We start from the raw sequence: 20,709 nt of genomic DNA on the forward strand, positions 1-20,709 counted from the left end.
ACATTCATGATGTCGTACGGATATACATGCTATTTAGCCAGAAAAACAACCGGGTTAACGGACTATTTTTCATAAGACGCTTGGATATGTTTTTTACTTGCTGTTGTCCATTCACTTTAGGGTCTGACAAATAGAGCGCGAGCAAACCTTCGATTATCATACGATGAAATCGCGGATGTTCCAAGAACAAAATTTTGCTGCGCGCTTCCTGCACGATAAATGCAATCCTCTCAACCGTGTCCTCCATAGAGCTATAATAGCTGCAGAAGTTCAGATCTCCACCAAGAACATCTTCTTCCTGATCAATTAAATAATCAAGCAAAATATGCAGCCCACAAACGTAAGGAAAATACGCCTCACGAATCGCCTCCACCTGCTTGTCATTCAACTGAGTATCACATGCCGCCAAGAACAACATAAACATCCCTAATGTGGATCCCGTAGCTGCCGCAAATTCATTCCAATCAATCTGGCGATAACGATGATGGTGAAGCTTCCACCACTGTTGAAGCTCTGGTTCTCGCATATCCTTGCGGATATGCTTGTACACTTGCAAATCGCAATATAAAGCAACGAAATCCCGCACCTGATCCGCGACTTGTCCATAAGACGGCAGCAAATCGATACAGGATTGGCACTTCAGAACAAGATCCCTCAGATAATTGCCATCCTCTTTCTCCTGTCTGTACGCGTAATAATCATGCAGAGGTTTGGAAGGATCTACGGCATCAAGCATCGATTGATGCAATTGTCGGAAATCTTGAGGATCTAAAGAAGTGCTGCGATCGCATAAATTATCTAGATAATCGCTGATCGTCTGAAATGCAACGATAAGCGGTATAAGTACATGGCGCATCGACAAATTGGCAGCCGCATAGACGGCGCCGCCCTGACAATGAAACTTCTTCGTTGCTATGCTGGCTAAAGCTTGCGTACGCAGTTCAGTATCTGGAATGTTCTCCGCTTTTGTTTTCCAAATGGAAAGCTGTTCGCCTACATCCGGTAAAATGTACCGATATACCCTGAGCATTAACCGGAGCGGACCTTGCGGAACCTTCGTACTACTTTTGTCCAATTGCTTCAAGCAGACTTCCTCCACAACTTTGTTCATAGCAATACTGCAACAGCAGCTGCATTTCATAACGTTGGATATGTCTCAGCCAACTATCGACTGTTGAATTTTGAACCAGGGATACCTGAAGTTCTACCACGTCAATAAAAACACAGGGGTTCCATACAGGAGAAGTAATCAGCACTTCCAGCTTCTGGCGCAACGCCTCATTGTCTAGATCCGCCAAGTCTTTCACACTCAAATACTCTCTTACACAGGCAATTAAATTTGAAAAAATAGGATGATGACCGACGTCATTAAACCAATATTTCGCATTGCTATAATCGCCTTCCATCCGGTGCATAAGAGCATGCCAATAGCTGCCTGTAGCATTTGTAATTTCCTGGGCAATATCGTGTGACTTGTCGAGACTTTCGTTCAGTAAATAAAGACCCGCTTTGATAGCCAAGCCATACATCTCTTGCTCCGGATTCCCTTGGCTCATAGTAGCAGGTAACATCGCTTCAATGTTCGCATCCATGGCTAAATCCCATTCTTCAATTGGATATAAGGCAGGTAGATGCTCCAAGAGCGGCTTCGCAATAGCTTCCAGCCAGTCTGCACCATCTTTATTGCTATGCATGCCAGTCACTCTCCCTTTCATTAGACGAACTTAATGGTGGGTCTTCGCTTCCAAATCCTGATTAATCCGGAACCAAAGGTGAAGATCATTTATAATCGATGCCAAATCAGCAATTTCGGAATTCAAACGACAGGAAGTTATAAAATCATCTTCTTGATCCAACTGGTTTTGTTTACGAATAATGACGCCTTCCAGCTTCATGATTCGATCGGGGATGACTCCTCGAATTTGTTCCCATTGAAACAGGATTTCAACTCGCACTTCAGAGGGGTAAGAATCCCAATCTTGTTCTAATGCTGGCGTCTCGATACCAAGTCTGGCATCGTATTGAAAATAGCAGCTCATTCTTCTGAATTACCTCCTTGCAGTAAAAACATGCTGCGATAGTTCAAGAAACATTCTACCTTTAAATGTATCACTTCAAACCTTGGGTTTCCAGTTAAAATTGTATGTCAACAATATTTCATTTTCTGATATACTTAAATAACGTTTTTAGAAGGGACAAATTGTTAGGAGAGATACAGAAATGACCGCTTCAGCTATGAAAAGAACGATCTCATGGAATCAGCTTATCTCCTTTTTTCTCCCCCTCGGTCTTTCCGCAACGTTAGTTACTCTCTCCCACGTTATCATTAACAGCACACTTGCCCGGGCGGATAATCCCGAGTTGGTCATTGCCAGCTATGCGCTGCCACTAAGTTTGTTAGGCATTACCGAGAGACCAGCTGTTCTGCTAAGACAAGCTTGTTCCGCCCTCGTCAGGGACCGCATCTCATTTCGAGCCATGGCAGCTGTTAGCTCTTATGTATTTGCTTGTATCATCCTTCTTGGTCTCATTATATGCTACACGCCGGTTGGAGAGTGGGTATTTCTTTACTTCTTTGGCGTCGAACGCGAGCTATTGGACTCAACGATCAGTGTTTATCGTATCTTAATGTTCGTTAGCATTTTTTCCGGACTGCGATGCTTATTTCATGGCATTATTATTTTTAATATGCGGACCAAATGGTTAACCATTGGGATGGGTGTACGAATTGTCGCTATGTATTTATTATCGTTGTATTTTATTACAACTGATAATGTCACTAGCGGGCGAGTTGGCGCTATTATTTTTCTAATGGGTATGGTCATAGAAGCTTTAGTAGCCATCTGGGAAGGCACCAGCTTGCTAAAAAAAGTGATTCCTGAAAAGGTGCCCGGCCATCCCGTTGAAAACAAGAAACAAATTTTCAGCTTCTATAAGCCGCTCTTGTATTCATCTGTCATCGCCGTCATCATCGGACCCTCAATTAATGCGGTCTTAGGCAAAACAACGCACATCCACCTTGCTATATCTTCTTTTGCGATTGCCGGCTCTTTGACACAGCTGGTTTTAAGTTTTTTCTCTTATATTCATCAAATCGTGTTAAACTTCTACCGCAAAGATGCAAAATCCGTGCTGAGGTTCGTGCTTGTTCTTAGCTTTATTCCCGGAGCTCTTATCGCTATTCTTGCTTATACACCTCTTGGTCCTTGGTTTATGTCCCATGTGATGGGTGTTAATGCTGAACTAATGCGAGCCAGCTTGCATGCTATGCGTATCTTTATGATTATGACATTAGTATTCCCTTGGCTGGATTATATGAACGGAATTATTATGCTCCGAGGGCAAACGAAAATTATGGTTTTCTCGCAATCGGCAAATGCTACGATCACGGTCTTAACCCTTTTCATCTCCATTTCGACAGTACCCGACTGGAATGGAATGATTGGCGCATTAGCACAATCTGTTGGCACACTGGCCGAGTTGCTGGTCGTGGTTTACGTGCTCAAACGCACAGCCGAAGAACCGCAGCCCACCCTATCTCCAAAAAATTTGTAGCGAAAACGAGTGATAACCATCTATGAGTACGTCTAATCTTATAAAGTCACAACATCGCCTGCTCCGATTGTTCACGTTCTCCTTTTTTATGACAATGGGCATCGTCGTCACTTTTTTCCCCCTGTACTTTGATTACAAAGGATATTCCAAGCTTCAAATTGGATTGCTTTATGCCATTGGGCCGCTGATTGGAATCGCAACAAATTTATTGTGGGGTTTCTTGAGCGACCGTTTTCAAACCGTCAAAAAAATCATGATTATTCTGATCATCGGTCAGCTCATCACGGCCATCTTAGTGTTTACAGCGGGATCGTTTTCCCTATTGTACGTTTGTTTAGCGATGTTTTTCTTCTTTCAGCAGCCGGTTAATTCGCTCAATGACAGCCAACTCATGTTGAGCATCCGGGCAAGTGGCAAAAGCTACGCCTCTTTTCGTGTGTGGGGCTCCATCGGTTTCGCTGTGTCCGCCGGAGGCTTTGGTTTGCTGCTTAGACATTACGGGACTGGCCTTACGCCAATTCTGTGTCTGTTCACCATTACATGCACGTTAATCCTTGTTTTCTTCTTAAAGGACGCGCGTCAAAGCGGCAAAAAATTGGCTTTAGGCGGCATGCTGAGCATTCTGCGTTCAAAGAAGTTTGTCTGGTTCTTAACCTTGATCATCATTATGTCAGTCTCTCACCGTTTTAATGATGGCTTCCTGGCCCTCTATATGCGGCAGCTCGGCGCCCCTGACTCTGTGATCGGTTACGCCTGGATGGCTTCTGCACTAAGTGAAATCCCCATGTTCTTCTTTCTAAGCAAGCATGGGCACCGCTTCAAAGAATTGCCGCTTCTGGCCTTTGCGGGAATTATTTACGCCCTGCGCTTTTTCATCATGGGCTCAATCCATAATCCGGTTTGGATCATCGGTGTTCAATTGCTGCATAGCTTAACATTCGGTGTATTCCTCATAACGGCCAATCGTTATTTGAGCCAAATAATACCCGATGAATACCGCTCGTCCGGACAAGCGATTTTTGCTGTGGCTTGGTCAAGCATCGCTGGATTAATCAGCGGCACGTTGGGCGGCTGGATCTATGACGCTGTGGGGGGGAGCACGGTTTACGTCATTGCCGGCTGTTTATCCATCGTGGCAGCAATCGGTTTCCTTGCTACGCATCTATTCCAAAACGATGAGCGTTTGCCGGGCAGCAGATAGTTTTTTTATTGAAGGGAATGATTACGTGTTAGCCATTGAACGGTTATCTCACAGTTTCCGCACTGGGCAAGAGGATACACCCGTTCTGCATGAACTAAGTTTCCGGGTAGAGCAAGGCGAAATGGTCGCTTTGCTCGGGAGCTCAGGCTCCGGGAAATCAACACTGCTAAATTTAATGGCGGGCTTAATGAAGCCCACCCGAGGAAGTATTAGCATCGCAGGACATGCCATTGAGAAAATGAGCGAAAACCGCTTGGCGGAATTTCGAAGGACGCATATCGGCTTCATTTTCCAATCTTATGAATTAATAGCACATTTAACCGTACGCGAAAACGTTGAGCTGCCCCTCGTCTTTCAAAGTGTAGCCGCCTCAGAACGCAAACAACGAGCCATGGCGCTTCTGCAACAAGTGGGTATCGGTGATAAATCGGATTTATTTCCTTCACAGTTATCCGGCGGACAGCAGCAGCGTGTCAGTATCGCTCGCTCCCTCATTACGAAACCTGCCATCGTTTTTGCTGATGAACCTACTGGTAATTTAGATACAAAGACGGAAGCCGAGATCATTGATTTACTCATTGATTTAAATGAGAATTCGGGCATCACCTTCGTGATCGTTACTCACGAACACGAAGTAGCGCGCCGTACGCGGCGGATATTACAGCTTCGCGACGGATACTTGCTGGAAGGAAATGAGCAGGATGGTGAAGCCGGATGAAGCTAAAAGATTACATTCGTCTTGGCTGGGACCAACTGCAGCGGCGCAAAGTCGTCACAGCATTATGTACCGTAGGTATCGCCATCGGTTCGGCTTCCATTATGGTGGCGCTCGGCTTCGGAGAATCCATTCAACATTACAGCCAGAAACAAATGAGCTTTTATCTCAAAACAGATGAAATTACAATTACAGATCAAAACAATGACCCGAACAGCCCGCCTAAACTAACAACGAGCAAGCTCGAACTCATTCGTACTTTTCCACACGTTAAATCCGTTGCTAGTTTTCAAGACTTAGGACAATTCAACTTCACAGTTGATGATGGCAAACAAAGCTACCTTCATCTGATTGCGACTGAGCTGAGCGCGTTGGAAGATTTCGATTCCAAATTTGGACAAGGCGGAGCTACGAATCAAGACAATCACATTGTGCTCAATTATGGGGCAACCCTCGGTGTTATGGACTCCAAAACGATAGAGACCAGAAATAAGCTGATGCAGCAAAATCCGACCAAGGAGCAGGCTGAAACTTACCGTCAAATGGGCGCGATTCCTTATCCCCTATATCAAAAGCAATTGCTGCTCAAAGCAAATAATTTCGAAGAGCAAACTGGAGGAAATTCGGGTACAAGTTTGGCTGAACCAAGGGAAGTGACACTGCGTGTTACTGGCGTCCTGAAAAAACCGGATGGTCTGCCCGACTCCATGCTGCAAGGGAACAAAACGGCTTACGTATCCCCGCAAACCGGCCAGAAAATTTTGGAGGCTCTGAACAAGTCGGCCCAGAACGGTCGCGTTCAATATTCGGAAGTGAAAGTGAAAATTGACAATAGCGTCAACGTCAAGCAAGTGGATGAGTGGATAAAGAAACTTCAGCTCAACACGCAAACCAATTTATACCAAGAGGATCGGATGAAAGGCGAATTCGTTATTGTCCGATTGCTTCTCACGGGTGTCGGTCTTTTCGTGCTGTTCGTAGCCTCGATTTCCATTGTAGTTGCTATGACGATGTCCACGCATCAACGCCGGAGACAGATTGGCATAATGAAAGTACTGGGTGCAAATTTAAAACAAATCCGCAACATGTTTATTGTGGAATCATCGTTATTAGGCATGTTAGGCGGCCTTGTAGGTATAATGCTTTCCTATTGGGTTATATGGGGAATCAATCTCATCATTATCCGATTCGGATCTAATTCCGGAGAGCCCGCTGAAATTTTATTCATTTCCTTTTGGATTCTTCCAGTCGGCATGTTTTTCGCTGTGATGACCGGCGTTCTTTCAGGATTATATCCCGCTATTAAAGCATCGCGCACGGACGCGTTGACAGCTATTAAACGAGAATAGGAGTTTGCCTAGCATGAGGAAAAAGAAAACATGGATGCTGCTAATCACAGCGCTCTTGATCATCGGGATTAGCAGCTTTTTATACATATCCAGCCATCCCAACGCCATGAAGAGAGCAAATACGGACAACACCGCCTCTCCCAGCGCACTGCAATTTAAAGTAACCAAAGAGGACCTGGTCAACAGTGTTGAAGTAAAAGGAAAATCGTCCTACGAGAAGGAAACACGTGTCTATGCGCCTTTTGGCGGCGAAATTAAAGCATGGCAGATTGCTGACGGGGCTCAAGTTAAGAAGGGACAGCTGCTGTTCGAACTTGACGCCACGCCGCTAAAAAGTGAAATCGCAACCCTGCAATCCAATTTGAAAAAGCAGAAGCTCGAGGCTGATCTTGCGAACTTCAAAGCAGCTGGACCGGAAGGAGAAACAACCAGCACTCCGGCTGGCGCTGTAAGTGAGGATGATTCCCGGTCACGATTTGCTGCTTCCGAAGGACGCAGAATTCAAGAGCAGTTAAATCAAGTAAATGATGAATCCATTCAATTGCAGCTGGCAAAAAAGCAAGAGAAGGTGGAGCAGGCAGCTTTTGTTTCACCTGAGGACGGCATCTTTTTATTTGAGGATTCCGCCAAAATCCCCAAGTCTGTCGAGGAAAGCGTAAGAATCGGTAAAATCGTGGATTTGACGAAATTGCAGCTCGTTTGTACCGTTGGCGAGTTTGACGTTTTCCGGATTAAGCCAGGGATGTCCGTCCAAGTCAAAGTTGAAGCCCTGAAACAGAAAAAGCTGCAAGGCAAGGTTGAGAAGGTTTCCAAATTTGCAAAAACAGGCACCGATCAAGGTTCGGCTTCCGCGCAATTTGAGGTAACCATTTCGCTTGAACCGGATGAGCAGCTTATCGCAGGACTCAGTCTTTCCGGGACAATTGAGACAGAGAAAAAAAGTGGCACAACGGTCGTTCCCACGCTTGCCGTGATGCATGAGAAAGATATCTACTACGTCATGTTGCAGACCCCGCAAGGCACAGAACGCCGTGAAATTGAGATCGGGTTGGAAACACCTGAAAAAACGGAGGTCCTCAAGGGGCTCCAAGAGGGAGATACGGTTGTGCTGCAGTGACAACTGTTTTATACTAGACTCTTAGGACCAAGTAATAATGATGACGAAAATGATGCAGCAAAGGCAGGTAATTGTTTTATATGAATTATGAAGATTTTAAATCTATTGTGTTAGAGCGCCGCAGCGTTCGGAATTTTACAGAGCAGGAAGTCGCGACCGAAGATATTCGTGAAATTATCGACTGTGCCCGCTATGCGCCAAGCGATACGAACTCCCAGACGTGGAAGTTTATTGCGATACGAAATACGGAAAAGATTAAACATATCGAACAATTAACTTGGGATCAGCTCCATCTCAGGGCGTCTGAAGCCGAGCAGAAAGGTCTTTCCCGAGAAGCACGTCTTCTTGTGAAGTCGTTCGGACCTTATGCTACCGCGTTTTCCAACGCTCCCGTGCTGATCATTTGCTTAGCAACACCTTACGAGTCAAAGTTCCGTGAGAGGATTTTTGATCCGATTGAACTTGTTGAGGATGCGGTATGGGCGGAAGAAGGCATTAAGAGCTCCTGCTTAGCCTCGCAGAATCTGATGCTTGCCGCGCACGCTAGAGGTCTCGCGACTTGTCCGATGACTGGCCCAGTTTTGCTGGCCCAAGATCAAATTCGCGAATATCTGAACATTCCGGAAGAATGTCAGATCAATATGGTCATTTCCCTTGGTCATCCGAAGGATCGTCCGGGCAAATTGGCCCGCAAAGAAATTGAAGATATTCTTCAAATCATCGACTAAGATGAGGAGCTGCCGCTATTCGCGGACAGCTTCTTTTTCTTATGCTCGGGTTTAAATCGCGGCTATGCGAGTACACGAGCGGTTAGTTGATAGTGGCACATGGTGAACGGATGAACCGGAACTACAGTCCGCTATTCGAACCATTTTGGAGTAAATACACTCATTTGTGAGCAAATAAAGCCCTACAGTTCCGGCTAATCCGGGGATACCTCCATTTCAGCTCAAATAGCGTCCTGTCGTTCTCTTACTATAAGAAATCCAGATTTGTAAGCGCAATCAACAACTGACTTCTTGTAATCCTTCTCTCCCAAATCAACATGCCAAAATTACCACCACAAACATTATAACGTTATATTTACTTAAATAAATCGATGTGCTATTCTAACATTATAACGTTATATTCAATTATACAATTTACAACCTTCTCCTACATATTAGGAGAACTTAGAAGGAAGACTTAGTGAAAGCGTTCATAATTCGAGTTATGGAAAAAGGTGACAGGCATGCTGGAGCGTTTCGTCCTACACAATGTTAAGCAAGTAAACGGAGAATTTCTGGATATTGTAATTGAAGGCGGAAAAATTGCGGAATTGACGGGTCCCGGACAAGGACAAGGACAAGGAAAACAGATCGTTGATTATTCAGGAGCCTATGTTTCAAGCGGCTGGATTGACATGCACGTTCATGCCTTTCCTGCCTTTGATCCCTATGGCGATGAAATCGATGAAATCGGCATCAAGCAAGGTGTCACAACGATTGTTGACGCCGGAAGCTGCGGAGCAGACCGCATCGCCGAACTAGCGGCAAGCAGACAAAACGCGCTAACGAACTTGTTTGCTTTTTTGAACATTTCGCACATCGGGTTACAAAGGATCGACGAATTATCCGATATGACTTGGATTAACCAAGAGAAGGTTGTTGAAGCAGTCAAGGACTATGGGGACTTTATCGTCGGTTTAAAGGCAAGAATTAGCAAAAGCGTTGTTCGCGATTCCGGCATTGAGCCCTTGCGTGCTGCACGAACACTTTCCCTAGCGACCGGTCTTCCTTTGATGGTCCATATCGGTTCTGGACCGCCGAGTATTGAAGAAGTTGTTTCGCTTTTGGAAAAGAAAGATATCATTACCCATTATTTGAATGGGAAGGCTAATAATCTTTTTGATGACAACGGCAAACCCCTGCAGGTACTTACGCAAGCGATTGAAAGAGGCGTTCATCTGGATGTTGGCCACGGTACAGCTAGCTTTTCATTCAAAGTCGCCGAAGCCGCGAAAAAGCATCACATCGGTTTGGACACGATCTCAACGGATATTTATCGTGGGAATCGTTTGAAAGGACCTGTTTTTAGTATGTCCAATGTGCTTACGAAATTTTTGTATCTAGGCTATTCACTGGAGGAAGTCATTGCTGCGGTGACTACGCATGCTGCAAATTGGCTGAACAAACCGGAGCTTGGTCGGATTCAAGTTGGAGATATAGCAAATCTCACCTTGTTCACCGTTCAGAATGATATGATTCAGCTCACTGACTCTGAAGGAGACCAACGTACGGCAGATCAAACAATTCAATCTAAAGGAGTAGTTGTGAATGGCGCTCTCATTAAATGCTAAATACGGTCTTAAACGTGTCATCAATGCCAGTGGACGCATGAGTATTCTCGGGGTATCCGCTCCGACCGACACTGTTATGGAAGCCATGAAACATGGCGGACAAAGTTACGTTGAAATTGCAGATCTTGTTGATAAAGCCGGCGATTATATCGCCAAAATTCTTGGCTCCGAAGCGGCTGTTGTCGTCAACTCGGCATCCAGCGGCATCGCGCTTTCCGTAGCAGCCATAGTGACCCGGGGGAACCGCCGTGCAAGCGAGCGGCTGCATCAGGACCCTATTGCCAAACGTGATATCATCATTCTCAAAGGTCACAACGTACAATACGGCGCTCCTGTTGAAACCATGGTTTACCTTGGTGGCGGCAGACTCGTCGAAGTTGGCTATGCCAATGAAGGCAAAGCGGAGCATATTGAAGACGCGATTAACGAAAATACGGCCGCTATTCTTTATGTGAAATCCCATCATGCGGTCCAAAAAAACATGATTTCCGTTGAAGAAGCATGGGATATTGCACAGCGCAATAACGTACCGCTCATCGTAGATGCGGCTGCGGAAGAAGATATTCAAAAGTATGTGAAATACTCCGATTTAGCGATTTACAGCGGTTCCAAAGCCATTGAAGGTCCTACTTCAGGTATTGTCGGCGGCAAACGCACCTATATTGAGTGGCTTAAAGTTCAACTGCACGGCATAGGCCGGAGCATGAAAGTCGGCAAGGAAACTTCCTTCGGCTTGCTTCAAGCACTTGATGAGTATGGGGTTAAAGAAGACAAAAGCGAGCAAGAAAAAGCAGCTTTACAAGTGCTAATGCCGCTCAGCGAATTAAAAGGAATTAAAGTGACGATTGTTCAAGACGAAGCAGGCCGTGCCATTTTCCGCGGACGCATTCAAATTGATCCGGAGCAAGCCGGAACGACAGCGAAAGAAGTCGTTAATGGGCTTCGCGAGGGCGAAATCGCCATCTATACACGTGATTATGGCGTGAGACAAGGCTATTTTGATATCGATCCACGTCCGCTTCAAGGCGATGACATTGAGGTTATCGCTGCTCAAATACGCAAACTAGCAGGAGGTCAATAACATGTCCAACATGGCAAAAAGATTGTATAAAGGCCGCGCAGCGCTAAACGTGCTCGCTAACTCGGTTGAAAACGCGAAAGAAGTATTCGAAGCGGCTGAAGGTTATGTGCTTGTCGGCGTTCTTTCGAAAGACTACCCAACCGTGGAGACAGCTGTAGCCGCAATGAAAGAATACGGCAAAGCGATTGACGAAGCCGTATCCATCGGTCTAGGCGCTGGCGACAATCGTCAAGCTGCTGTCGTTGCTGCGATTGCTAAGCATTACCCAGGCACTCATATCAATCAAGTGTTCCCGGCAGTCGGTGCTACACGCGCTAATCTTGGCGAGCAAGACAGCTGGATCAACAGCTTGGTCTCTCCTACCGGCCGCGTCGGCTATGTCAATATCTCAACAGGTCCAGTAAGCGCGGCTCAACCTGAGCATGCCATCGTACCTGTTAAAACAGCCATCGCGCTTGTTCGTGACATGGGTGGAAATGCTCTCAAGTATTTCCCGATGAACGGCTTGAGCCGTGAAGACGAGCTTCGTGCCGTTGCACAAGCTTGCGGCGAAGAAGGCTTTGCTCTTGAGCCAACTGGCGGTATCGACATGGAAAACTTTGAAACGATTCTGCGCATTGCGCTTGAAGCCAAAGTTCCGCAAGTCATCCCTCATGTGTACTCGTCAATTATTGATAAAGCTACAGGAAAAACAAATACATCCGATGTACGCGAACTGCTCAGCATTATGAAGAAACTGGTTGATCAACATGGCTAAGCGAATTGCTGCTTTTGGAGAGGTTATGATGCGCCTGCAGGTGCCAGGTTATGAACTCTTGTCCCAAGCCAGCTCGCTTAACTACACGTTCTCCGGTACAGGAGTGAATATCAGCTCCGCACTTGCTCGCTTCGGGCATTCCGGGTTCCTGATCTCCAGATTGCCTTCCAACGCAGTAGGAGATGCTGCAGAAGCTTACTTACGTAAATTAGGCATCAACTCGTCAATGATTACTCGCGGCGGCAACTATGTCGGCATGTATTTTTTGGAAAATGGTTTCGGTGCGCGGCCCAGCCGCGTCACTTATTCCAACCGGCAGGAAAGCAGTTTTAACACGGCCCCGGAAAGCACTTATAATTTTGCTGAAATTGCTAAAAATATCGATATGATCCATTTCTGCGGGATTACTCTCGCCATGAATGATAACGTGCGCCAGCATATGAAGGCCTTGGCCAAACAAGTCAAAGCTAACGGGGGCACTGTTGTTTTCGATTGCAATTATCGTCCGGCTCATTGGGGCGAAGGCGGTTACGCGAAAGCAAAACCTCATTACGAGGACATGCTGCAACTCGCTGACATTGTCATGATGAATGAGAAAGATGCCATATATATCCTGGGCATGCATACCGATCAAACCGAACGTCAGGATCAACTGATGGAATTGATTCCAGCGGTTGCAGATAAATATCAGATCGGTGTCATTGCAGGAACGCATCGTCATATCAACAGTGACAACACCCATTCTCTACGTGGATTTATTTATAAAAATCAAGCGTTCACCTTTTCTAATCTACTCACATTTTCTATCTATGATAGAATTGGTGCTGGAGATGCCTACACAAGCGGTATCGTACATGGGGAAATTCAAGGATTTTCACCTGAAAAGACAGTCGGGTTTGCAGCTGCCGCCGGCATGCTCGCGCATACCATTGTTGGAGATACGCCTATGTCATCGGAAAGCGATATCCTTCGTGCGATGACGGAAGCTGTGGGCGATGTAGAAAGGTAGTGAACGTTTAGGTGAACTTATCCCGTAATAAACGCCCCTTATATTTACAAATTATGAATATCCTAAAGGATCGCATCTTACACGGTGTGTATCCTTTGGGTACCAATATTCCATCTGAACCCCAGTTGGAGCAAGAATTTAATGTTAGCAAGATCACCGTTCGAAATGCCATCAAAGAGCTGGCACAAGAGGGATATTTGGAGAAAGGCAGCGGTAAAGGAACCAAAGTCATTCGCAATGCTTCCCTATCCAAGCTGTCTAAATGGAAACGGTTCACAGAAGTGCTGGTTGAAGAAGGCCACCAAATTCACAAGCAATTGCTCCGCGCTGAAATTGTTTCGAATACACCTGGAACATTGCCTTATCAACTGTTTGGAGAGCGGTGTTTCTATATCGAACGCCTTTATCACTTAGATGACAGACCCTATATTCACTATTCCCATTATCTCTCACTGCAAATGGCCACCATCGAACTCACGGATTTGAACGAACAATCCTTGTACGAACTTCTTGAAGATCACGGCATTGCCTTAGAGAAATATCGGGATGAATTTGCTGCTGTCAGCGCCTCTTCCCATGTAGAGGATATGCTGCAAGTGAAAGCAGGCACGCCCCTACTGAACAGATTGCGTTATTCCTATGATGAACAAGGCACTCTGATCGAATTCAGCGCAGGGCATTACAGTACCGAAATGCACAATTATGTAGTTAATTACGATACTTAGGAATACTGGCTTCAGCTTGTTTCCTTTTCTCGTCGACACCTTGATAACGCTTACTAACATTTTGAGAAGAGGGATCCCACATGAATATGTATCTACTGATCGTTACCCTGCTTGCTATTGTCATTGTTATTCTTGGCGTAGCCTGGTGGAAATGGCATGCCTTTATTTCTTTAACCGTTGCGAGCTTGTTCCTGGCGCTTATGGCGGGTCTTTCTATGGATAAAATCGTTGGCGCATATGAAACCGGCGTCGGCGCTGTGCTAGGGCATTTAGTCGGCATTTTGGCCTTAGGTACAATTTTGGGTAAAATGATGTCCGATTCCGGGGCAGGCACCCAAGTCGCCAATTTCTTTATTCGCGTGTTTGGTGAAAAACGTTTGCCATGGGCCATGCTGCTATCCGGTTTTATTATTGGGATCCCTGTATTTTTTGACGTCGGGATCGTTATGCTCCTGCCACTTGTGATCTCCATTCACAAATCAACGAAACAAAATATATTGCTCATCGGTTTACCGGTCATTGCCGGATTGTCCATTGTTCACGGTCTAGTACCACCGCATCCAGGCGCTATGACAGCCATCGGTATTTATAAAGCAGACATCGGCAAAGTACTAATTTACTCCCTGATCATTGCGATTCCAGCTGCGATCATTGCAGGCCCATTGTTTGCCAAGTGGGTAAACAAACGTGTTGTTCCTCAGAATGAACCTGAGCTTCTGGATTCAAGCACTGAGCCTGAAAAATTGCCAGGCGCCGGCATTTCCTTTTTCATTATTTTGCTGCCTGTTTTGTTGATGGTTTTGTCTGTCATTGCACCTTACCTGCCGGTTCCAATTGGAATCATGAAATTCCTTGCTTTTATCGGGAATTCCGTGATCGCGCTGCTCATTTCTTGTTTCGCTGCCTTCTACTTCCTGGGCATTCGCCAAGGTATGAGTAAAAATTATATCAGCAAATTGTCGCACGATTGCCTGCTCCCTGTTGCTTCGATTATTTTGATTATCGGTGCCGGCGGCGGTTTCAAACAAATCCTTATCGCCAGCGGCGTAGGTACCTCTATTGCGCAAATGGCCGAGAATATTTCTCTCTCTCCTATCGTATTAGCTTTCATGGTTGCCGGACTAATTCGTGTCGCAACCGGTTCGGCGACGGTCGCTTTAACAACTGCCGCGGGCATCGTCTCTCCCATTGTTGAGCATATGTCCGGCGTTAATTTGGAACTGCTTGTTATTGCCACAGGCGCAGGCTCGCTGATGCTTTCCCATGTCAATGATGCTGGCTTCTGGATGGTTAAGGAATACCTCGGATTAACCGTCAAAGAAACGTTTAAAACGTGGACTGTCCTAGAAACACTCCTTTCCTTCATTGCATTCGGAACCGTGCTGATTATCGATATCTTCGTTTAAATATAAAAGCCTGTGCACCTCCTCCTAGGATGTGTACAGGCCATAAAACAGCAAAAAAGACAGCCCCACATGGGACTGTCTCTGTTGTTTGTGCTATGACACTCTATTTATAAGTGGGGACTCCCAATTTCTTATAATTTTGTGACGTTAGCTGCTTGAGGACCACGGTTGCCTTGAGTAATGTCGAACTCAACGGATTGGCCTTCTTCTAATGTTTTGAATCCTTCGCCCTGAATTGCGGAGAAGTGAACGAATACATCGTCGCCTCCATCAACAGAAATGAAACCGTAGCCTTTTTCTGCGTTGAACCATTTAACTGTACCTTTCAAGTGAACAACCTCCTAAAAATATCGCCATCTATGACGAATAAGGAAATTATACCATCACATCTGGGATAAATCAACGCATAAAAAGCTCTGGACATGCTAAAATTTGTTGATGTACCAACGTTTTCCTCTATGCGAAGCCCCTCTTGATTATGCTTAAATATTGATGAGAATTTGGTAAAAAAGGTAGGCTTGCCTCTCTTTTTTCAACCAAATGCCCCTCGTTTGTCAATTCATTTATTAAATCAGACAGTCTGCCATATTCCTCTGTCCGAAAACTGAGCAGCGGATAAATCTTCACTTCAACGCCAGGCTTCGCGACGCGAAGCAGCTCCCGCACCGCCTTCAGATGAAAAGCATAGTCGAACTGCTCCTCATACAGAAAAAGAAAGTGGCTGCACAGCACAAGATCAAAGGAATCTTGTTCAAACGGCAATACCGGAAGACAAGCCACATGATACCTTACCATGCCATCACGGCTTGAGAAGTCCTCTACGAACCTTTCTAGGCCTCTTATACGTCCCGCCGTATGATTTTGAAGCGAACCATAAAACGACCAGTCATAGACGTCCTGGAGCTTCTCCATCTTGGCCGCAACAAGCCCGATTTCTTGCCTGCCATGCTGGTCTATCTCCACCGATGATTTCTCGTACAAAGGATCGACCGCTTCTGCGAGAATACCAAGCTGCCTTGCTTCTGTTGTGAAGGAAGACGCACCGCCAGCAACATCCAGGACTCGTTTCCCTTGCAAATGTTCCGACTGCAGCAAAAACATTTTCTCATACTCAGCATACGATCTGGAGGTCATCGCGACGCCGACTTGCTCATAAATACGCTTTTGTTCCATGCTCATCTCTCCTCAGCTCATCTTTTCTGGGCAACAGCCCGTCTCATAACCCGTTTCCCTCTGGAAAGGATTAGGAGAATATTACCATGGGCAACTGTCTATGGCAATAGGGATTTCTTTGATGCCCTGTTTGGAAATCACGTCTATTTATGATACGATTGCATATATCTTTAAGCTTACTACAGAAACGAGGAACAACCGTGTCAAAACAACCTTTCAAGAAACATACCATCTACAAAAAAGATAAATGGAACATGCTGAATGTCGAAGTCCAAGGAACCAAAATTGTGCTGACGGAGATCTCCGACCAGTGGGGTGAAGAGTGTCACACTTTCATCGGGCGGCCAGCGATGCTGCACTGGGCTAATGAGCGATTTGCTAAGGATAAGTTCGATGGTACGGAAGAAGAATGGCAAGCGATTATGGACGCATTCAAAGAAGTATAAACGGATTAGACCAAATGCCTTGACTTTCATTCTCTATCTTTTTATAATCAACTTATAAGTTCATACGTAATACTCCAAAGGGGAGTAGCTGATACAGTAAAGTCGTCAATTCGGATCCTCATCAGATCCCGGCTTTATTGGCAACGACTATCGTTGTTAGCAAGACCTTTGCCAAATTTTTGGTGAAGGTCTTTTTTGATGAATTAGAGCCTTCACCGGTCGTCGGTGTTGGGCTCTATTTTTTTCAAAAAAATTGCTAAAGGAGTGGTCGTTGTGGAGTGGTTATCAGCAGGCTTTTTCGTTTCATTACTCAGCATTATCCTCATTGATTTGGTACTTGCAGGAGATAACGCGATCGTTATCGGTATGGCGGCACGTAATTTGAAAAAGGAAACACAAAAGAAAGTCATCATTTGGGGAACCGTAGGCGCTATCGTTATTCGCGCACTGGCGACCTTGATCGTGGTCACGCTTTTGAAAATTCCCGGTCTTCTCTTAGCGGGCGGCATATTGCTCCTCTGGATATCGTATAAGCTGCTCAGCGAAAAGAAAAATCACGAACAAGTTCAAGCGAAGAGCAGCATGTGGGCTGCCATTCGCACGATTATTATTGCCGACGCCGTGATGGGTCTGGATAACGTCATTGCTGTCGCTGGCGCAGCTCATGGAAATTTCCTGCTCGTCATTATCGGTTTGCTGGTTAGTGTCCCTATCGTGGTCTGGGGCAGCACCTTATTCATCAAATGGATTGAAACTTATCCATGGATCATGTATATCGGCGCAGGCGTGCTCGCATTAACGGCAGGTAAAATGATTACCGGCGAGAAGTTCCTCTCCCCTTATTTCGCTTCAAATCCGCTTGGCAAATGGCTGCTGATCGGACTGCTCGTCATCATTGTGCTTGCGGCAGGCAAATGGTCCAAAATGGTCGGCTACCTCGTAGAAGTCGGAGACCGCGGACAGTTAAAACTGCCTAAAGAATTAAGCGATGAAGCTCAAATTGCTCCGGAAGATCGTTTTACAGTCAAGATGGATTCCCGAGGCAAGTTGATTCTGGTGAAAACAGAAGATGATGAAAATCCCGATGAAACGATGCAGCATGCCGGCTGAAAAAGGAGTTTGCCTACAGGCAGCGAAACTTACTATCATGCAGTAATTAGCAAGTGTCATATTCTATAGGGATAAGGATGATTCACCAATGACCGAATCCGGTTCTATACTCACATTTATTCTCGTATCCTTCTGCCTAGCCATCATTTTGATTATGAAAAAAGACAGCCTTCCCGCCCAAATGAAACGATATCTCGCTTTATTGGCAATCGTCATGGTCTCGTTTTCGTTTGTTCTCATCTTGATCAGCTTCTTTGGCGCCGGAAAGTAAATTTACTTCCTTCCAGCTTTTTCTTATAATCATAATTGAGTGGGTTAACGGTCATACTAGGTGAAAACCATGAAGTGGGTTTAGATCAAAATTCCCCCACATGGGTATAAGCCGGGAGCGTGACCGTAATGCGCTGGATCTATGTAACTGCAGCAATGGGACTTCTCCTTAGCTCTGTCCCAGCAGCTGACTTGCATGCGAAGGAAAACCGTTTACCCCAAACTCAAAACAAGGACAGGAGGGCTCCCATGGCTCAACTATTGGAACGCAAACAAGTACCTGCCGAGCACCGGTGGAATCTGGAAGATTTATTTGCCGATGCGAAGGCTTGGGAAAAAGAATTTCAAGATGTTAAAGGCTCGATCAGCAAAATCAGCGCCTTCCAAGGAAAACTTAACGACGCCGCTGCCGTCAAGCAATGTTTCCAGTTGGAAGATGAGGTCTCTCTAAAGACAGAAAGACTTTATGTGTATGCCAACATGAAACATCATGAAGATACAGCAGAGCCTACTTACCAGGCCTTATCCGATAAATCAAAAAAAATCAGCGTCGAAGTGGGCGAAGCTCTCTCCTTCATTTCGCCGGAAATTTTAAGTTTATCCGATGAAAAACTGCAACAATTGGTCAACGATCCTTCTTTATCTTTTTATAAAGACACGCTCGAAGAAATGATTCGCCAGAAGCCGCACACGTTATCCAAAGAGCAAGAAGCACTTCTGGCTCAAGCAGGCAATATGGCGGGAGCGCCGAGCACGATCTTCGGCATGCTGAACAACGCCGATTTGAAGTTCCCTAAAGTTAAAAATGAAAAAGGCGAGGAAGTCGAGCTCACCCATGGAAGTTACATTCAATTCCTGGAGAGCCGTGATCCGGAAGTTCGAAAAAATGCCTTCCATGCCGTTTACGAAACTTACCGTAACAACAAGAACACGATCGGCGCTACGCTCAGCGCGAATATTAATAAAAACATTTTTTATGCCAAAGCACGTCACTATCCTTCCGTTCTGGAATCGACTCTTTTCGGCGATAACATCAAGAAGGAAGTCTACACGAACTTAATTTCCACCATTCACGACTCTCTGCCTGAGCTACAGCGTTATTTAAAGCTCCGTAAAAAGCTGCTGAAAGTCGATGAATTACATATGTATGACCTCTTTGCTCCGCTCGTTGAAGAGTTCAAAATGGATATCACCTACCAGCAAGCCAAAGAAGAAATCAAGAAAAGCCTGGCTCCGCTTGGCGAAAATTACTTGAAAATTCTTCAAGACGGCTTCGACAACCACTGGATCGACGTTTATGAGAACAAGAATAAGCGTAACGGTGCGTACAGCTGGGGTGCTTACGGCACACATCCTTATGTGCTGCTCAACCATAAAGACAATTTAAACAGCATGTTCACACTGACGCACGAAATGGGTCATGCCATCCATTCCTATTTGTCCGACGAAAATCAAGAATACCGCTATGCGCAGTATACGATTTTCCTTGCAGAGGTCGCTTCTACCCTGAACGAGGCGCTCCTCATGGACTATTTATTGAAACGCGTGACGGATCCAAAAGAGAAGCTTTATCTGCTGACTTATTATGCAGACCAGTTCCGCACTACGGTTTTCCGTCAAACGATGTTTGCCGAGTTCGAAATGATTACACATGAGAAATCGGAACAAGGCGAGTCGCTTACTCCTCAAGAGTTCAGCGAAATCTATTACGGCTTGAATAAGCTGTACCATGGCAACGACATGGTTGTGGATCAAGATATTGAGATGGAATGGGCACGTATTCCTCACTTCTATAACAGCTTTTATGTCTACAAATATGCAACAGGCTTCTCGGCGGCAACCAGCTTTGCGAAGCAAATATTGGATGAAGGCCAGCCGGCCGTTGACCGTTACTTGGGCTTCCTGAAAAGCGGCGGCAGCGACTACTCGCTGAACATCCTGAAGAAAGCCGGCGTTGATATGTCGACACCGGAGCCGATCAAGCAAGCCATGAGCGTCTTCAGCTCTTTGCTCGATCAGATGGAAGAACTTACGAAGTAAGGAAACGAGTGAGGTTGGAGGCCCGAGCCTTCAACCTCTTCTCCATGGAAAGGATGAATGCTGGATGAAGATGCAATGGATTCTGATCTGCGCATTAATATTCGCCCTCATCACAGCCGTTTTTGCGGTTGTGAATGTCGAACCGGTGCAAGTAAATTTCATATTCGCCCAAACATCCACGCCACTCATTCTCGTTATTTTAACATCCACCCTATTAGGCGGTCTGATTGTTGGTCTCTTCGGAATGGTTCGTCAGTACAAACTGAATCGTAAAGTCAAGCACTTGGAAAAGCAGTTGCACGATGCCGTCTTGCCTCCAGCCGCACAGCCTGTGAAAGAAACAGCAGGTGAGGCTTCGCCTACCGTGCACTAAAGTTAAAAAAGTGCAGCAAATCTATTGAATTCGAAAATTCATAA

General features: G+C 45.6%; 22 protein-coding genes. 16 read left to right on the plus strand and 6 right to left on the minus strand.

The window, feature by feature from the left end; all coding sequences use genetic code 11:
- Positions 1–4: 4 nt before the first annotated feature.
- The 3 genes from ACUN27_RS28115 to ACUN27_RS28125 are packed head-to-tail and all read right to left on the minus strand — an operon-like array spanning position 5 to position 2,039.
- Positions 5–1,111 (minus strand): tetraprenyl-beta-curcumene synthase family protein, encoded by a 1,107-nt coding sequence (locus tag ACUN27_RS28115; RefSeq protein WP_394358173.1) that lies wholly within the window; start codon positions 1,109–1,111, stop codon positions 5–7.
- The gene (locus tag ACUN27_RS28120) at positions 1,062–1,694 is read right to left on the minus strand and encodes a hypothetical protein (RefSeq protein ID WP_315954182.1); all 633 of its coding nucleotides are present in this window, start codon (positions 1,692–1,694) and stop codon (positions 1,062–1,064) included. The genes ACUN27_RS28115 and ACUN27_RS28120 overlap by 50 nt, the downstream gene beginning before the upstream one ends.
- A 30-nt stretch (positions 1,695–1,724) precedes the next feature.
- The gene (locus ACUN27_RS28125; protein ID WP_326061064.1) at positions 1,725–2,039 is read right to left on the minus strand and encodes a hypothetical protein; all 315 of its coding nucleotides are present in this window, start codon (positions 2,037–2,039) and stop codon (positions 1,725–1,727) included.
- A 181-nt stretch (positions 2,040–2,220) separates the two neighbouring features.
- Between ACUN27_RS28125 and ACUN27_RS28130 the strand changes: the two genes are divergently transcribed.
- The 12 genes from ACUN27_RS28130 (at position 2,221) to ACUN27_RS28185 (ending at position 15,253) form a co-directional block, all read left to right on the plus strand.
- Positions 2,221–3,555 (plus strand): multi antimicrobial extrusion protein MatE, encoded by a 1,335-nt coding sequence (locus tag ACUN27_RS28130; protein WP_445559968.1) that lies wholly within the window; start codon positions 2,221–2,223, stop codon positions 3,553–3,555.
- 22 nt (positions 3,556–3,577) lie between these two features.
- Complete coding sequence (locus tag ACUN27_RS28135; RefSeq protein ID WP_445559969.1) at positions 3,578–4,756, plus strand: MFS transporter; 1,179 nt, start codon at positions 3,578–3,580, stop codon at positions 4,754–4,756.
- A 25-nt stretch (positions 4,757–4,781) separates the two neighbouring features.
- On the plus strand, positions 4,782–5,474 hold the full coding sequence (locus ACUN27_RS28140) for an ABC transporter ATP-binding protein (RefSeq protein ID WP_326061060.1): 693 nt from the start codon (positions 4,782–4,784) through the stop codon (positions 5,472–5,474).
- On the plus strand, positions 5,471–6,820 hold the full coding sequence (locus ACUN27_RS28145; protein WP_445559970.1) for an ABC transporter permease: 1,350 nt from the start codon (positions 5,471–5,473) through the stop codon (positions 6,818–6,820). Before ACUN27_RS28140 ends, ACUN27_RS28145 begins: the two co-directional genes overlap by 4 nt.
- A 13-nt stretch (positions 6,821–6,833) precedes the next feature.
- On the plus strand, positions 6,834–7,937 hold the full coding sequence (locus ACUN27_RS28150; protein WP_326061057.1) for an efflux RND transporter periplasmic adaptor subunit: 1,104 nt from the start codon (positions 6,834–6,836) through the stop codon (positions 7,935–7,937).
- Between the two features lie 80 nt (positions 7,938–8,017).
- On the plus strand, positions 8,018–8,665 hold the full coding sequence (locus ACUN27_RS28155) for a nitroreductase family protein (RefSeq protein ID WP_326061056.1): 648 nt from the start codon (positions 8,018–8,020) through the stop codon (positions 8,663–8,665).
- Positions 8,666–9,168: 503 nt separating this feature from the next.
- Positions 9,169–10,275: an amidohydrolase/deacetylase family metallohydrolase gene (locus ACUN27_RS28160; RefSeq protein WP_326061054.1), complete on the plus strand. Its 1,107-nt coding sequence runs from the start codon at positions 9,169–9,171 to the stop codon at positions 10,273–10,275.
- Positions 10,253–11,356 carry a DgaE family pyridoxal phosphate-dependent ammonia lyase gene (locus tag ACUN27_RS28165; RefSeq protein WP_315954189.1) on the plus strand — a complete coding sequence of 368 codons (1,104 nt, stop codon included), beginning with the start codon at positions 10,253–10,255 and terminating at the stop codon, positions 11,354–11,356. The genes ACUN27_RS28160 and ACUN27_RS28165 overlap by 23 nt, the downstream gene beginning before the upstream one ends.
- Before the next feature lies 1 nt (position 11,357).
- Positions 11,358–12,113, plus strand: coding sequence for a 2-dehydro-3-deoxy-phosphogluconate aldolase (gene dagF / locus ACUN27_RS28170; RefSeq protein WP_315954190.1), 756 nt, complete (start codon positions 11,358–11,360; stop codon positions 12,111–12,113).
- Positions 12,106–13,122 (plus strand): sugar kinase, encoded by a 1,017-nt coding sequence (locus ACUN27_RS28175; protein ID WP_315954191.1) that lies wholly within the window; start codon positions 12,106–12,108, stop codon positions 13,120–13,122. The genes dagF and ACUN27_RS28175 overlap by 8 nt, the downstream gene beginning before the upstream one ends.
- A gap of 11 nt (positions 13,123–13,133) precedes the next feature.
- Positions 13,134–13,847, plus strand: coding sequence for a GntR family transcriptional regulator (locus tag ACUN27_RS28180; protein ID WP_326061052.1), 714 nt, complete (start codon positions 13,134–13,136; stop codon positions 13,845–13,847).
- An 80-nt stretch (positions 13,848–13,927) separates the two neighbouring features.
- Complete coding sequence (locus tag ACUN27_RS28185; RefSeq protein WP_326061051.1) at positions 13,928–15,253, plus strand: GntP family permease; 1,326 nt, start codon at positions 13,928–13,930, stop codon at positions 15,251–15,253.
- Between the two features lie 131 nt (positions 15,254–15,384).
- On the opposite strand, the gene ACUN27_RS28190 is transcribed toward ACUN27_RS28185, so the two are convergent.
- Both ACUN27_RS28190 and ACUN27_RS28195 read right to left on the minus strand, forming a co-directional pair.
- Positions 15,385–15,582: a cold shock domain-containing protein gene (locus tag ACUN27_RS28190; protein ID WP_028556542.1), complete on the minus strand. Its 198-nt coding sequence runs from the start codon at positions 15,580–15,582 to the stop codon at positions 15,385–15,387.
- Positions 15,583–15,709: 127 nt separating this feature from the next.
- Entirely contained in the window at positions 15,710–16,426 is a 717-nt protein-coding gene (locus tag ACUN27_RS28195; protein WP_445559971.1) for a class I SAM-dependent methyltransferase, read from the minus strand.
- A gap of 254 nt (positions 16,427–16,680) precedes the next feature.
- Between ACUN27_RS28195 and ACUN27_RS28200 the strand changes: the two genes are divergently transcribed.
- Together ACUN27_RS28200 and ACUN27_RS28205 are read left to right on the plus strand one after the other, a co-directional pair.
- Complete coding sequence (locus tag ACUN27_RS28200) at positions 16,681–16,872, plus strand: hypothetical protein (protein ID WP_127454723.1); 192 nt, start codon at positions 16,681–16,683, stop codon at positions 16,870–16,872.
- Positions 16,873–17,145: 273 nt separating this feature from the next.
- The gene (locus ACUN27_RS28205) at positions 17,146–17,982 is read left to right on the plus strand and encodes a TerC family protein (protein ID WP_315954195.1); all 837 of its coding nucleotides are present in this window, start codon (positions 17,146–17,148) and stop codon (positions 17,980–17,982) included.
- Between the two features lie 63 nt (positions 17,983–18,045).
- On the opposite strand, the gene ACUN27_RS28210 is transcribed toward ACUN27_RS28205, so the two are convergent.
- A complete protein-coding gene (locus ACUN27_RS28210; protein ID WP_445559972.1) occupies positions 18,046–18,222 on the minus strand; it encodes a hypothetical protein in 177 nt (58 codons plus the stop codon).
- Between the two features lie 279 nt (positions 18,223–18,501).
- On the opposite strand from ACUN27_RS28210, the gene pepF reads away from it, so the two are divergent.
- Complete coding sequence (gene pepF / locus ACUN27_RS28215; RefSeq protein ID WP_315954196.1) at positions 18,502–20,292, plus strand: oligoendopeptidase F; 1,791 nt, start codon at positions 18,502–18,504, stop codon at positions 20,290–20,292.
- Positions 20,293–20,356: 64 nt separating this feature from the next.
- On the plus strand, positions 20,357–20,665 hold the full coding sequence (locus ACUN27_RS28220) for a LapA family protein (protein WP_445559973.1): 309 nt from the start codon (positions 20,357–20,359) through the stop codon (positions 20,663–20,665).
- Positions 20,666–20,709 lie beyond the last annotated feature (44 nt).

The sequence above is a fragment of the Paenibacillus sp. WC2504 genome, from assembly GCF_052682475.1.